General features: G+C 57.0%; 12 protein-coding genes. 8 read left to right on the top strand and 4 right to left on the bottom strand.

Annotated elements, in window-relative coordinates:
* The first annotated feature begins 4 nt into the window (after positions 1-4).
* The 7 genes from ACMGGQ_RS15840 (at position 5) to ACMGGQ_RS15810 (ending at position 7,759) form a co-directional block, all read left to right on the top strand.
* A complete protein-coding gene (locus ACMGGQ_RS15840; RefSeq protein WP_348957622.1) occupies positions 5-1,186 on the top strand; it encodes a PLP-dependent aminotransferase family protein in 1,182 nt (393 codons plus the stop codon).
* A gap of 384 nt (positions 1,187-1,570) precedes the next feature.
* Positions 1,571-2,194: a LuxR C-terminal-related transcriptional regulator gene (locus ACMGGQ_RS15835; protein WP_063622322.1), complete on the top strand. Its 624-nt coding sequence runs from the start codon at positions 1,571-1,573 to the stop codon at positions 2,192-2,194.
* Between the two features lie 99 nt (positions 2,195-2,293).
* Positions 2,294-2,839 carry a fimbrial protein gene (locus tag ACMGGQ_RS15830; protein WP_045909280.1) on the top strand — a complete coding sequence of 182 codons (546 nt, stop codon included), beginning with the start codon at positions 2,294-2,296 and terminating at the stop codon, positions 2,837-2,839.
* A gap of 35 nt (positions 2,840-2,874) precedes the next feature.
* Positions 2,875-3,537 (top strand): molecular chaperone, encoded by a 663-nt coding sequence (locus ACMGGQ_RS15825; RefSeq protein WP_420290261.1) that lies wholly within the window; start codon positions 2,875-2,877, stop codon positions 3,535-3,537.
* 44 nt (positions 3,538-3,581) lie between these two features.
* Entirely contained in the window at positions 3,582-6,110 is a 2,529-nt protein-coding gene (locus tag ACMGGQ_RS15820; RefSeq protein ID WP_420290260.1) for a fimbria/pilus outer membrane usher protein, read from the top strand.
* A gap of 11 nt (positions 6,111-6,121) precedes the next feature.
* Complete coding sequence (locus ACMGGQ_RS15815) at positions 6,122-7,156, top strand: fimbrial protein (RefSeq protein ID WP_420290259.1); 1,035 nt, start codon at positions 6,122-6,124, stop codon at positions 7,154-7,156.
* Between the two features lie 84 nt (positions 7,157-7,240).
* Positions 7,241-7,759: a DUF6622 family protein gene (locus ACMGGQ_RS15810; RefSeq protein WP_069720370.1), complete on the top strand. Its 519-nt coding sequence runs from the start codon at positions 7,241-7,243 to the stop codon at positions 7,757-7,759.
* Between the two features lie 2 nt (positions 7,760-7,761).
* On the opposite strand, the gene ACMGGQ_RS15805 is transcribed toward ACMGGQ_RS15810, so the two are convergent.
* Complete coding sequence (locus tag ACMGGQ_RS15805) at positions 7,762-8,181, bottom strand: nuclear transport factor 2 family protein (protein ID WP_048226657.1); 420 nt, start codon at positions 8,179-8,181, stop codon at positions 7,762-7,764.
* 97 nt (positions 8,182-8,278) lie between these two features.
* On the opposite strand from ACMGGQ_RS15805, the gene ACMGGQ_RS15800 reads away from it, so the two are divergent.
* Positions 8,279-9,016 (top strand): AraC family transcriptional regulator, encoded by a 738-nt coding sequence (locus tag ACMGGQ_RS15800; RefSeq protein ID WP_048226659.1) that lies wholly within the window; start codon positions 8,279-8,281, stop codon positions 9,014-9,016.
* 48 nt (positions 9,017-9,064) lie between these two features.
* Here the strand turns inward: ACMGGQ_RS15800 and ACMGGQ_RS15795 are convergent, their stop codons facing one another.
* From ACMGGQ_RS15795 to ACMGGQ_RS15785, 3 genes are read right to left on the bottom strand one after another with little or no spacing between them, the layout of a single operon-like run.
* Positions 9,065-10,234 (bottom strand): HlyD family efflux transporter periplasmic adaptor subunit, encoded by a 1,170-nt coding sequence (locus ACMGGQ_RS15795; protein WP_086374946.1) that lies wholly within the window; start codon positions 10,232-10,234, stop codon positions 9,065-9,067.
* A 10-nt stretch (positions 10,235-10,244) separates the two neighbouring features.
* Positions 10,245-12,443 carry a type I secretion system permease/ATPase gene (locus tag ACMGGQ_RS15790; protein ID WP_063622316.1) on the bottom strand — a complete coding sequence of 733 codons (2,199 nt, stop codon included), beginning with the start codon at positions 12,441-12,443 and terminating at the stop codon, positions 10,245-10,247.
* Positions 12,440-13,843: a TolC family outer membrane protein gene (locus ACMGGQ_RS15785; protein WP_063622315.1), complete on the bottom strand. Its 1,404-nt coding sequence runs from the start codon at positions 13,841-13,843 to the stop codon at positions 12,440-12,442. The genes ACMGGQ_RS15790 and ACMGGQ_RS15785 overlap by 4 nt, the downstream gene beginning before the upstream one ends.
* Between the last annotated feature and the right edge of the window lie 30 nt (positions 13,844-13,873).

Here is a 13,873-nt window from a genome sequence, read left to right as displayed (position 1 = left end):
AAGAATGTCCGTGAGTAAACTCGCCAGCAGCGCGCAGGGCCTGCAATCATCTGCCATCCGTGAATTATTAAAACACAGCAAAATGGCGGGCGTGATCTCGCTGGGGGGCGGTATTCCAAACCCTGATCTGTTCGATCGTGAAGGGCTGAAAATTGCCGCTGATGCCGTATTATCTCAGCATTTTGGCGAGGCGTTTCAGTATGGCCTGACCGAAGGCGTACCGGGACTGCGGGAAGAGATTCAGCGCATTTGCGAGGGGCGAGGCATTCGCTGTAAGGCCGATGACGTGGTCGTAACCTCCGGTTCACAGCAGTCCCTCGACGTGCTGGCGCGCGCGTTAATTAACCCGGGCGATATTGTTGTCGTCGAGCGTCCAACCTATCTCGCCGCCCTGCAGGTATTCGGCCTGGCGCAGGCGAATTTTGAATCCGTTGGCACCGACGGCGACGGCATGAAGGTGGATGAGCTAGAAGCGCTGGTGGCCAAAAAAGCCATTAAAGCGGTGTATATCGTTCCAACCTTTGGTAACCCTGGCGGCGTGACGCTTTCTGAGGCGCGTCGTAAACAGCTGGTGGAACTCTCGAAGCGCTATGACTTCGTGATCATTGAAGACGATCCGTACAGCGAAATTAATTATACCGATGAAGTCTTCCGCCCGTTAATTGCCCATGCCAAAGATATCGGCAACGAAGAAAACGTGGTGTATACCTCCACCTTCTCTAAAATCCTCGCGCCGGGCACGCGCGTAGGCTGGGTGGTGGTGCCGGAATGGCTGAAGCGCGCGGTGGTGAACCTAAAGCAAACCACCGATCTGCACACCAGCACGCTGTCGCAGCTGATGACGTATGAGTACCTGAAGACCGGCCGTCTGGCCGATCAGATTAAAACGATCCGCGAAGCCTATCGCCAGAAATACCAGACGTTCGCCACGGAACTGGAAGCCGAGTTGGGCGACGTGATGTCGTTCCACAAGCCGAAGGGCGGCATGTTCCTGTGGGCGAAAATGAACAACGGCATGAACACCACCCGCTGGCTGAAAAAAACGTTAAGTAACGGCGTGGTATTTGTGCCGGGCGAATTTTTCTACTGCAATGAGCCAGACCCAGCGACGCTGCGCATGTCGTTTGTCACGCCAACGGATGAAGAGCTGAAAGAGGCCGTTCGACGCCTGAAAGCCTCTTTATAACAGAATGGTGGGGTATGATTCTGGACGTTATTTAAGCGGTGAAGCTGAAAATGCAGATCAGGAACTTCACGTTAACTTGCGCAGGATCATACCCGGGCCATGTTTTTGGATTGTATTCGAAAAGTAATACCAAAATTAACATTAACTAACTCATTAATTATTAATGCTTTTTTTCTAAGAAAAGCATTTTTTGTATTATCCTTTTTCGGATTGCTCTTACACTTGTTGCCCATATTCTTATTTGCATCTCATTCATTTTGATCTGAATAATGTCTCATGGAATAAGCGCAGTCGTTGGATGATTTTTTAGCGTTCGCTCAGGGTTAAATCACTTCACAGGCTCTATTCCCGGAATGTTATACATGGATCAGTATAAGGTTACGGATGATGATTATTTGTGTATCTGATAATGTCTGGTTCAGAATTGGGTTGAGTGAAATCATACAAAATTGCCAGAGAGATAAGCAGGAACTGAAGTTTTTAGCATTTGAAAAAGCCAGCGTAACGCTGAGCACGATGGTAATGAGATCACCGGTCACGATAATCATTGACTATTATATTGCTGACCACGGTTTACTGTTGTTACTGTTAAAGATGAAGCGCCAGAATGTTTTTGACAATATACTTATTATTACGACTAATGCGCGAATTGTGGAAGTGACTGAAAATATTTTGCTGGACTCGGTTGCGGATATCTTAATTGATAACAGCGAATCATTTGATAAACTCAGCACTTTTATGGTCAAAGATAAGGCTGGACAGATTATTTCAAAATCCGTGACCAATAAAACCTGGGCGATGATTAAGAAAAATTCAAATCTCACCCACCGGGAATTAGACCTGATGCCATTTTTTATTACAGGGAAAGGTAATAAAGAGATCTCCCGGCAGGTCGATATTAGTGAGAAAATGGTCAGTATTCACCGGCGTAACATTTATTCCAAACTCCAGGTCGAGAGTCTTACCGGGCTTTATCATTACCTGACAACGGATATAAAGGTTACATAACGTTCGCCAGGAAATGAAGCGTTTTATGCGGGTGTAGTATTCAGGCAGAAACGATGCACTGTTATTTATAATATGTTGTATAAACAGAAGGAGCTGTATATGAAATTGAAATCTCTTTGCGCGGCGATGGTTGCCCTGGGGCTTTTTACCTCTTTTGCCCATGCGGCAGACGGTAAGTTAAAATTTGTAGGGCAAATTGGCTCATCATCCTGCAAGCTCTCCGGGGAAAGCACTGCCGAAATTACGGTTCCGATGGGAACTATTCCGATGGAAACCTTAAAACAAGATGCCAACGGCCCGGAGGTGGGCTTTGCCATTAACCTGACGGGCTGTCAGCCGGGCACCTATTATCTGGTTCTTGACGGCGTCAGCCCGTCCGGTCAGCCGAACGTGCTGGACCTGGATAACGCGACCGCCAGCACCACGGCAAAAGGGGTGGGGATTCAGATTAAAGATATCTCCGACCAGAACATTACCTTATCCAAAACCCTTGATAAATCCGATGCCAGCATCACAATTGCTGAAGGCGACACCTCGGGCAGCGGGACGTTCTTCCTGAAAGCGAACTATTACGCCTATAACAAAGATGCGGTCACCACCGGGGAAGCAAACGCAACGGCCACCTTCACCATTGTTCAACAATAACAGGAGCAGGCCTTCGGGCCTGCTTTTAAGGTGGTATGATGAAGTCACTTATTATTGCGCTATTCGCGCTGTACTCCGCATCGGCTATTTCAGCTATTCAGATTGAAAGTTCACGGGTGATTTATTCCGGTGAGAATAAATCGGCCTCGTTAACGCTGCATAACGCGTCGCAAAAAAATTATATTATCCAGACCTGGCTGGACGAAGATTCAGACAAGCCCGGAAAAGAGATGGTGGTGACGCCGCCTATTATGAAGGTGAAACCCGATCAATCCGCCGTGTTACGTTTTATCTATTCCGGTAAAGGATTACCGACCGACAGAGAAAGCGTTTACTGGATTAACGTTCAGGAAATACCGCCCCGGGCCAGCGAGCCTAATGTGATGCAGCTGGCGATTCGAACGCGCCTTAAGCTTTTTTATCGCCCGGTTGGGATGAAGGCAAAACTGGACGAGCAGATAGGTCAGTTAACGCTGACGAAAAGCAGTGAGGCACTGGTCGTCAGCAATCCGGGGCCTCTGCATATTAGCCTGAGCCAGTTAATTATTAAAACCCCGCAGGGAAAAGAACAAAAAATAACGGCCCCGATGATCGTTCCCTTTGGCAGCGAAACGATTCCTTTTCCCAAAGGCTCGCGGGTGGTTGGCTTAACGTACATTAACGATTACGGCGGCGTTGCCGACGTGAAAATGCACTAAGCCCACCGTTGCAGATTATTAAATAATGTCATGGATGAATCATTATGCAACGAACATGGATCCCCCTGTGCGCGCTTACCTCTTTACTGGTTTCCGGCAGCGAATGTCTGGCGCAAAGTGAATATAACACCGCATTTTTTCATGGAACGGGCGAGCAATCGTTCATTAATTTGATCGACCCTGATTCCGGCATTATTCCCGGAACCTATTCCCTCGATGTTTACGTTAACCGAAAGCTTGTTGAACAGCGTGACGTTGAGATCGTCCGCGATAAGCCCGACAGCGCGCTGCACCCGTGCATTAGCGCCGATCGGCTGCGCGCGTGGTCCGTCGCTCTTCCCGCTGACGATGACGAGTCGTGCTATCCCCTCGAGCGCCGGATTGCGGGGGCGTCCATGAACGTTACGATGACCGAGCACCGGCTGGATATTCAGGTTCCCCAGCTCAATATGCTGACGCAACCGCGCGGAACGGTACCCTCCACGCGTTACGACGAGGGCATCAATGCCGCTTTTGTGAACTACAACCTGGCGGCGAACACCATCAGAAGCGACGGGCAAAACAGCCAGTACGCCTACCTTTACCTGAATAACGGCATCAATATAGGGGCGTGGCGCTTGCGCCAGATGGCGAACCTGACAAAGCGGGATGGGGAAACGGGCCACTGGAAAAACGTCTCGTCGTGGGCTGAAAGGGCGCTTCCGTCACTCAGGAGTCGTCTGCTGCTGGGACAAGGGAGTACCGGAACAACCCTTTACGACAGTATTCCGTTTCGCGGGGTGCAGCTGGCCTCGGAGCCCATGATGCGTGCAGACAGCCAGTCGCGCTATGCCCCTGTCGTCAGAGGCGTCGCGGAAAGCAATGCCCGCGTGGAGGTTCGACAGAATAAGTATCTGATCTACTCCACCAACGTGCCGCCGGGACCGTTCGCGTTTGATGACATTGTGCCGGTCAGTCAGAGCGGGGATCTGTTTGTCACCATCATTGAAACCGACGGACGGAAAACCAATCTGGTGATCCCCTATACCGTGCTCCCGGGACTGGTTCGCAAGGGGCAGTGGAACTATGAAATCACGGCCGCAAAATATCATGACGGTGCCGACGGCTATGCCCCTGCGTTTGTTGAAAGCCAGCTCGCCAGAGGGATGAGCGATACGGTGACCCTGTCGGGCGGCCTGCTTTCGGCGGAACACTACCGCAGCGCGGCGATGGGCGTGGGCAAAAACATGGGGCATTTTGGCGCGGTGTCCGTCGATCTGGCGTTATCCGACACGCGGCTGGCGCGGGGCGACGATGAGCAAGGGGGGAGCGCTCGCTTCCTGTACGCGAAATCCTTTCTCGATTCCCGCACCGATTTTCAGGTGGCGGGCTATCGTTACTCCTCGTCCGGTTATTACGATTTCCAGGAGTCGGTTCAGGAACGTCGCCGCTGGGATAATGGCCGATATAAAACCTATTACTGGGATGACGCCGATCAGGATAACCCTGACTGGGTCGCGTCAAAGCCTGAAATCCATTACGACAGCCGCTACGCAACCAAAAAAGCGCGGCTGGATATCTCAATGAGCCAGCAGATAGGTGAGATCAGCCAGCTTTATCTCACCTTCAGCAAGCAAAGCTACTGGCAGGATGCCGGTTCTGATACCACGGTTCAGTCTGGCTTTACCTCACGGCTGGGCAATGTGACCTGGAGTCTGTACTACCAGAATACGCGCAACCACTACATTGCACATGACAGCAGCATTAACCTGCGCCTGTCCCTGCCGCTCAGTTTTGGCAGCCACCCGGCGACGGCGACGACAGGCCTTCACGCCGATCGTGCCGGAAACGTGTCCTCCTCCGCGGGGCTGAGTGGCTCCCTGCTTGAGGATAACCGCCTTAGCTACGCCATGCAGGTGCAGCAAAACGATGCTGAGGGGACGGCGGGCGATCTGAGCATGGGCTACAAGGGGGGCGCCGGAAATCTGTGGCTGGGCTATTCCAGAGCGGAAGATGTGCAGCAAAGCAGCATGAACCTCAGCGGCGGTATCCTTGCTCACGCTGGCGGCGTGACGCTGTCCCAGCCACCGGGCAGTACCTTTACCCTGATTGAGGCTCAGGATGCGCAGGGGGTGAGGGTAGAGAATCAGGCCGGAGTGCGGATCGACGCTGCGGGCTATGCCGTTGCCCCGCATGCGATTCCTTATCGCAACAATACCTGGTCGTTGAACACCCAGGACTTCCCGGAGGGGCTCGACGTGCCTGTTGCCACCCAGAATAACGTCCCTACCCGCGGCGCGATTACGCGCGTGACGTTTGAAACATATCGGGGCGACAGCGTGCTGATTCACAGCAAACGACCCGACAACAGCGTGCCGCCGGTTGGCGCGCAGGCCTACAGCCGGGGCGAGCGTAACAACGGCATTGTCGGGCCTGACGGGGATATTTTTGTTTCAGGCGTGCTGCCGGGCGAAGCGATCGCCATTCGCTGGGGGGAGGGGGATGACGAACAGTGTCGCATCCAGCTTCCGGATGAGGAACGGCGTGAACAGGATACCGCGGGCTATCGCGAGATCAGCGCAATTTGTCGATAAAGGAGAGGACAATGCAATTTCAGGGACGACATATGCTGTACGCCGCGGTGATTTTTTGCTTCGGCCTGTTTTCTTCCACCGTTATGGCGCTGACCTGTAAAGCCCAGGGCTCGGTGAGCCAGTACGTTGCCATTAACAGCATCATCAAAGCGTCAATCGGCGACTTCGGCACCAACACCAAAATATGGGTATCGTCACCGATCACGGCGACGTTTACCTGCTCTGACACGGACGCCTATCCAAACGGCGAGAGCGCCTATTTATGGCTCGATCCGAAAGATGCGGTGAAAAACGTGCACAACTCTCTGGAGATTGGCATCACCTTCAGGAACGTCGATTACAAGCTGAAGAAGGGCGATAAAATAGAAATTGGACCAGGTACCGTGTGCCGCCCTAACGGCAACAAAGGCTGTCTCTCCCCGGCGGCCCCGCAGACGTTCACGCTCACCTATCAGGTTTACATCAAAACCACCGGCCTTCCGGCGGCCACCAATGGCAAAGTGATGGGGGATGTCAGCCTGTCGCTCTTTCAGGTAGATGGCGTGGGCGGTCTGCGAGGCGGCACGGTGACTCAGGACGGTAACTTTAACCTGACCATTACCGGGCTGGATAAAATCACCTTTCTGGCCTGCACGCCAAAAGTGCTGCTGGTACCCGATACCCTCGACTTTGGCGTCATCAACGGCAGCTGGGCGACGCCCGGTAAGATTGAGAAAACAAAACCCTTTACGTTACAGGTCGATTTGACGCGTGAAGCCAGCGGTAAAACCTGCACGGGGGAGACGTTGCTGATGACGTTAAGCTCGACGAATACGGTCAAAGACGGAGCAATCATCATGCCCGCGGCAGACAGCGGCTTTGGCTTTATCATTTCCGCCAGCAGCCTGATGGAGCCGCGCATTGCGCTGAACACGCCGCAGGAGATAGGTACGATCGGTGGAGACCGGCTCACGCATGATTATCACGCAGGGTTTATATGGACGACCACGACGCCGAAGCTTGGGAATTACAGTGCGACAGCCACCTTTACCGTGACGTTCAAGTAACAAAAGTGGGGATTGCGCGCGGGCTATTTTGCGTAATACTAATCCCGCGCGATAACGGCCGCGTGATACCCACGGTAAACAGCTATGTTCGAACAACTGACTGGTATTCTGACGCACACCCCCATCTGGGTCTGGGTGCTGTTTGTGTTTCTGGTTTCTCGTGGGCTCCGGGCCCGCCGGCCCGCCACGGTCACGCTGGAAAAACTGGCGATAATCCCGGCCATTTTTCTGCTATGGGATATTTACGATCTGGTGATGTACCGCACCCTCAGCGTCGCGACGCTGTCGATGTGGCTTGCGGGCATTCTGGCTGGCGCTGCGCTGGGTTACGCATTGATTCGCCCGACGGCGGTAACTCGCGCCGCCGCGCCGCGTACCCTTTGCCGCCAGGCGGATTACACCGCGCTGCCGTTTATGATGCTGGCGTTCGCGGTGAAATACGTGCTGGGGGTAATGAGCGCCATCGCGCCGCAGACGCTGCAGCAGCCCGCCATCAGCGCCCTTGCGATTGTCTCCGGCGGGCTGTTTGCCGGGGTGTTTATCGGCAAGTTTACGCGGTATGTTGAGGTGTTTAGCCGTACCGCGCCGCGCCCGGCGGAGTGACGTTATTCTGTCGCGTGTGCCAGGGTGCGATCTGAAGCATCGCCGCTGAGGGCTCGCGTGACTTCATGGATCCGCCAGATTTTCCCTTCACGCAGCGCGGCAAACAGATAAACCTCTATCTCTGCCTGACGACCATCAGGATACGTGACCGTCACGATATGCCGGTCAGCCAGAAGTTCGTCATGACAGGCTATCTCCGCCACGCTAAAGGCGATCGCGCGGATCTGCGAGCGAACGTGGTTCAGGTGCTGAATAAAACCCCGGTAGTCAAGGGCGTGACCGTCCGTAAACTGCTGGTAATCGGGCGTAAATACCTCTGCCGGATCGATATCGCCGTTGAATAAGCGGGTTAACAGGCACGCCATTTTTTCGCGCTGCGCGGCGTTGTCAGGCTGGGCTACCAGGGAGGTGATAATGCTCATACGGGCTCCTTATGTGGTTGAGTCCCCATTATCCTTGACAGCTGAAGACGTGGTTTCTGTAATAGGTCGATGAATAACGATTTTCGGTCAAAATGAGATGGTCAGTTTTGAAACGCTCCGTCATCCCGGCGGGTATCGAACACCGTGGCACAGTCATCGCACCGGCCAGCTGTGGCGCATTGCAACGGGTCTGCTGGTCATTGAGACGCAGCAGGCGCGCTCGGTCGTACCGGCAAAACACATCGGCTGGATCCCGCCAGGTCAGCAGCATGCCGCCTTTTCTGAAAGCGCAATAGAAGGCTGCGCCATCTATCTTGACCCCGCCTGCTGTGCAGGGCTTCCCGATGCGCCCGCGCTGTTCGAGCCCGACGATCTCACTCATGCACTGTTTTCCCGTTTATGTGGTGCAGAGAACGAGTACGATCCGCGAAAGCTGACTTTGCTGCTGGATGAGCTTGCCCTGACGCCCCAGGTTCACTTTTCTCTGCCCGTGCCGACGGATCCGCGTCTGAAGAACGTGGTCAGCCATTTGCTGCAGTTTGTCGATGATAACCAGACGGTCGAGAGTCATGCTATTCATGCTGGGATGAGCGTGCGTACGTTCAATCGTCGGTTTAGTGCCCAGACTGGAATGAACTTTGTTAACTGGCGGCAGCTGGCGCGCGTCATGCAGGCAATGGAGTGGCTGGCGGCGGGGAAGCCGGTAGGGTGGATTGCGCTGTCCTGCGGCTACAGCAGCGTCAGCGCATTTATTGAGGTTTTCAGAGCATGGACCGGTAAAACACCGGGGCAGTGGGCGATGTTGCGGTCTGATGCCCTCCCCACGTCCCGCTGAGCTTTACAATGTAGGCCGGGTAAGGCGAAGCCGCCACCCGGCGATTGACTACCGCTCCCTCAGCGCCTCTTTCGCCCGGTTAAACGGCTTAATCAGATAATCCAGCACCGTTTTTTCTCCGGTCTTAATGTCCACCGTGGCAATCATCCCCGGCACAATCGAGAAATGCCTGCCCGCCTTATTGACCAGGTAATCCTGGCTGGTGCGGATAAATACCCGGTAGTAAAACACCTCCGGCTTGGCCTCGTCCTGAATAGTGTCCGGCGAAATCGTCTCCACGACCCCGTGCAGCCCGCCGTAAATGGCGTAATCGTAGGCGGTGATCTTCACCAGCGCCTCCTGATTCGGGTGGATAAAGGCGATATCACGGGGCGACAGGCGGGTTTCAATCAGCAGATGATCGTCCACCGGCACAATCTCCATCAGCTCGCCGTTGGGCGGGATCACGCCGCCGATGGTGGTGACCTTGATGTTTTTGACGATCCCGCGCACCGGGGATTTTACCGTCAGACGGGTGACGGAATCCTGACGGCCCTTGAGGATCGCCGAAACCATATCCACCTCCGCGTTGGCCTTGGAGAGCGCCTCGCGGGCCTGGACGTAATACTGCGAACGCACGTCGGTGAGCTTCAGTTCCAGATCGCTTTTCTGCCGCTGCAGGCGCAGCACCTCCACGTGGCTGGCGGCCCCGGTCTTCACCAGCCTCTGGGTAATGGCCAGCTCTTTATTCGCCAGATCTAACGCGGCGCGAAGCTCCCGCTGGGTATCCTCCAGCTGCGCGCGGCGCGAGTTGTACAGCCGCGTTTCGTCGGCAATCAGATCCGGCCATTTCGCCAGCGAAGGAGGGAACTTCAGCGGCAGATCGTTCACCTCGGCATACAGGCGGGCGCTGGAGGCCAGAGAGGCGCGGTAGCGCGCCGCGCTTTCGCCGACGTTTGATTCGGAACGGGTAGGGTCAAGCCGCGCCAGCACCTGTCCGGCCTGCACCTGATCGCCCTCGTGGACGTTCAGCTCGGTGAGGATCCCCCCGTCCAGCGACTGTAAAACCTGCTCGCGCGAGCTGGGGATCACTTTCCCCGATCCGGTTGACACCTCATCCAGCACGCCAAACCACGCCCAGACGCCCAGCACCACAAACATCAGCAGCGAGAAGATCACGATCCGACGCGCGCCGGTGTAGCCGCTTTCGGAGTCGAGGGCATTATCCAGATCGTCCATTGCCGCCACGTCACGCTGACTGATTTTCATTTTTCCACTCCCGTCCGGTTGCTGCCTGCTGCTGTTGCTGTTGCATACGGCTGTTGCTCAGCGCCTGGGCTTTTGGCGCGTCCATCACCAGCATCCCATCTTTCAACACGACCACGCGCTCCACCAGCTCCAGCACCGGTACGCGATGGGTGGCGACGATCAGGGTGCGGTGCCCGAGCCAGTCGCCCAGCCGCTGGATAAATTCCCGCTCGGTGTGCTCGTCCAGCGAGGCGGTGGGTTCATCCATCAGCACGATATTCGGATCGCGCAGCAGCATCCGCGCCAGCAGAATCGACTGACGCTGCCCGCCGGAGAGCCCCACGCCGTTTTCCATGATCGGGTAGTCCAGCCCCTTGGGCAGCTTCTGCACGAAACTTGCTGCGCCGGTCAGTTCCAGCGCCTCAAAGATCTCTTCGTCGGTGGCGCGCGGCATGCCGAGGGTGATGTTCTCGCGCAGGGTGCCGTAAAACAGCCGCGCGTTCTGGGTCATAAAGCCGACGTTGCGCCGCACGTCCGCCACGTCGAGATGCGGCAGGCTGAAGCCGTCGAGCCGCAGCTCGCCCGCCGCCAGATCCATCCCCCCCGCCATCGCCTGCAGCAGGGTCGATTTGCCCGCGCCGTTGCGCCCGAGGATCGCCACTTTCTCACCCGGCCCAATCTCCAGGCGGTTAATGCGCAGCGCCATGCGCGGATCGTCCGGCTGATAGCGGAACTGCGCCTGTTCAAAGAGGTAGTGACCGCGCAGCACGTCCTGGCGGATCGGCGTCTCCTCGCGCTGGTTTTCGGTGGGGAGCTGCATGATGCTGTCCAGCCCCTCTTTTGCCGCTTTGACCTGCTGCCAGCGGGCCAGCACGCCGCACAGCGTCGCCATCGGGGCGATCATGCGGGAGGCCAGCATCGAGGCGGCGACCACCGAGCCGGTGGTCAGGGTGCCGTCGATCACCATCGGCGCGCCGACCACAATCACGGCGGCGTAAACCAGACTCTGAATGGTCATCCCCCAGCTGATCAGGTTCTGCGTCAGCTCGCGGGTGCGCAGGCCGGATTCGGCGGTGATCTGGATATAGCTGTTCCACTGCTGCAAAAAGCGGTTTTCCGCCTGCATCAGCTTGATGTCCTCCAGCCCCTGCACGCTCTCCACCAGCACCGCATTGCGCAGGGTTGATTCATGGGCCGACTGCTTTGCCAGCTCCGCCAGCTTTTTCTGCAGCAGCAGGCCGGGCAGGACCATGATCACCGCCGCGACCGGGGCGATCCACGCCAGCTGTGGGGCGATGATCGCCAGCACCACCACGAACAGTAAAAAGAAGGGCAGGTCGACAATCGTTGAGATGGTGGACGAGGTGACCATCTCGCGGATCTGCTCCAGCTCGCGCAGCTGTGAGATAAAGCTGCCGGTGGAGCGGGGAATCGCACTGTTGCGCAGCCGCAGCGCGTGGCCGAAGACGCGATCCGAGACGCGCATATCCGAGCGCTTGCCCAGCAGATCCATAATGTGCCCGCGCGCCACGCGCAGCACGAAGCCAAACAGGGTGGCGATCAGCACCCCAATGGTCAGGACGTACAGCGTCGGGTAGGACTGGGCGGGGATCACCCGGTCATACACCTGCATGGAAAAGACGATCCCGGAAAGCGACAGCACGTTGATAAACAGCGCGGCGAGCATTACCCAGCTGTAGGGGCGGAGATCGCGCATCACCAGCCGGTAGAGCCAGTCCGGGCGATATTTTGAGATATAGGCATCCACGCGGCTGTCCTTCAGCGCGGCGAGTGGCCGCAGGGCAATGACGTGGCGGATGGCGGGCAGCATGGCCGTCATCGACAGCCGGTTAGTGTAGGTCTGGTCGTCGAAGAAGCTGACTTCCAGCGTGTCGTCGCCATCGAAGTGTTCGATCGCGCCGACCCGGCCGTCATTCAGCGCCACCACCACCGGCAGACGCCAGCTGTTGATCGACTGCTGGTCAGCGGTGAGCAGTTGAAACGACAGCCCCGCCTCACGCGCCAGCTGGGTGAGGGCGGGCACCATCGGTTTGCCTTTCAGCCACGGTGCGCCTGCGATCAGCGCGCCGGGCGAGCAGGCGACGCGGTAGCGCGTGGCGATAAAGCCAAAGGCCTGCGCCCACTGCGCCAGCGCCTCATCCGTCATGTTTTCACCTTGCGGGATATCACGCTGCTTCATGGCTGGATCTCCACGGTCTGGATGGTGCGGTTATCAAGGTCGAACGCATGACGCAATTGCCCGGTGTTATACAGGCAGTTGAGCTGCAGCTGGTGCAGCTGACCGAGGGTCTGCTGCTGGGTGAAACGCGCCTGATAAACCTCCTGTTCGGCGTTAAGCACGTCGAGCAGCGGGCGCGAGCCGAGGTCGAGATACTGCTGCTGGTACAGTTCGCGGGTGCGGGCGCTGAGCGCCTCCTGGCGGCCCTGAATTTGCAGCGTGCTTTGCAGGCTCATCACCTGACTGCGGGCTTCCAGCAGTTTCTGGCGGACATCCAGGCGCGTGCGCTGAATGGTGGACTGTGCCGCTTCCACCGCGTGTCCGGCGGCGTTACGCCGGGCGGTGAGGCCGCCGCCCTGATAGAGCGGCATCTGTACTTTCACCCAGGCGGAATACTGGGTGCGATCCCGCGTGTCGCTGCCCGCGTAGCGATCGTTCATGTAGTGGCGCACCTCCGGCTCCAGCGAGACGGTTGGTGTCATCTGCGCGTCGGCGTAGTCGAGGTTAGCCTGGGCGACGTTAGCCTGCGCCCAGGCGGCGAGCACCGCAGGAACCAGGCGGTCGTCCGGCTCGGCGACATCGCAGCTGCGGGCCAGCTTTTGCGGAAAGTCGTTGCTGATCGCGTTCAGGCCGTTCCAGCCGAGAAAGCTCATCAGCGTCGCGCGGGCGCTCTCCAGGCTTGCCTGGTATTGCATCAGCTGGGCGCGCGCGCCTTCGATACGGGCATCGGTCTGCACCACGTCAGAGAGCGACGTGGCGCCCTCGTCGTTACGCTGGCGGGTCAGCGTGCCGATGGAGGAAAGAGCCTCAAGCTGCTCTTTGGCGGTGTCGACCATCTGCTGCCAGGTCTGCACCTGTACCATGGCGACGGCGGTATCGTGGGCGATGGTGTCGATACTCACCAGCACGTTGGCCTGCTGCTGGGCAACGCCAGCGCTCTCGGCGCGCACCTGGCTGGCCACTTTGCCGAAGTCATAGAGCATTTGAGAGAGAGAAAGCACCAGCGACGGCGTAAAGCCATTCTGGTCGCCGTCGTGGGAATACCCGTTGTCCACGCCGGCATTAATCTGCGGATAGTATTTTGACTTCGCGACGTCCACCTCTTCGCTCTGCTGGTAGAGTTTGCCCACGGCTTCGCTGATGGCCGGGTGCCACGTGACGGCACGGTTAACGGCTTCGCCAAGCTGTAATGAACCGGGAGCGGCGTTGCCAGCCACCGGGGCCACGCGGCCGTTGAGTGAGGGGAGTTCCTGCGTTTCGCGAAGCTGTCCGGTATTGATGGTTGCCGCCGGATTTGCGCAGAAAGCGGGCACAGATATCAGGCAGCACGAGAGCCACCAGTAAGGCATCTTCATTCCCATGTCATGTCCCTAATAAAAATGTACAGCTTT

Source organism: Enterobacter sp. BNK-13 (assembly GCF_048685015.1).
GTDB classification, from domain to species: Bacteria; Pseudomonadota; Gammaproteobacteria; order Enterobacterales; family Enterobacteriaceae; genus Enterobacter; species Enterobacter quasiroggenkampii.
This window is presented reverse-complemented; position numbering and strand designations above follow the sequence as displayed.

Excerpts from the sequence above, each read along its gene's own strand:
- ACMGGQ_RS15800 (WP_048226659.1), top strand. The coding sequence starts at position 8,279 with ATGGTCAGTTTTGAAACGCTCCGTCATCCCGGCGGGTATCGAACACCG.
- ACMGGQ_RS15830 (WP_045909280.1), top strand. The coding sequence starts at position 2,294 with ATGAAATTGAAATCTCTTTGCGCGGCGATGGTTGCCCTGGGGCTTTTT.
- ACMGGQ_RS15840 (WP_348957622.1), top strand. The coding sequence starts at position 5 with ATGTCCGTGAGTAAACTCGCCAGCAGCGCGCAGGGCCTGCAATCATCT.
- ACMGGQ_RS15815 (WP_420290259.1), top strand. The coding sequence starts at position 6,122 with ATGCAATTTCAGGGACGACATATGCTGTACGCCGCGGTGATTTTTTGC.
- ACMGGQ_RS15805 (WP_048226657.1), bottom strand. The coding sequence starts at position 8,181 with ATGAGCATTATCACCTCCCTGGTAGCCCAGCCTGACAACGCCGCGCAG.
- ACMGGQ_RS15835 (WP_063622322.1), top strand. The coding sequence starts at position 1,571 with ATGATGATTATTTGTGTATCTGATAATGTCTGGTTCAGAATTGGGTTG.
- ACMGGQ_RS15820 (WP_420290260.1), top strand. The coding sequence starts at position 3,582 with ATGCAACGAACATGGATCCCCCTGTGCGCGCTTACCTCTTTACTGGTT.
- ACMGGQ_RS15810 (WP_069720370.1), top strand. The coding sequence starts at position 7,241 with ATGTTCGAACAACTGACTGGTATTCTGACGCACACCCCCATCTGGGTC.
- ACMGGQ_RS15825 (WP_420290261.1), top strand. The coding sequence starts at position 2,875 with ATGATGAAGTCACTTATTATTGCGCTATTCGCGCTGTACTCCGCATCG.
- ACMGGQ_RS15790 (WP_063622316.1), bottom strand. The coding sequence starts at position 12,443 with ATGAAGCAGCGTGATATCCCGCAAGGTGAAAACATGACGGATGAGGCG.
- ACMGGQ_RS15785 (WP_063622315.1), bottom strand. The coding sequence starts at position 13,843 with ATGGGAATGAAGATGCCTTACTGGTGGCTCTCGTGCTGCCTGATATCT.
- ACMGGQ_RS15795 (WP_086374946.1), bottom strand. The coding sequence starts at position 10,234 with ATGGACGATCTGGATAATGCCCTCGACTCCGAAAGCGGCTACACCGGC.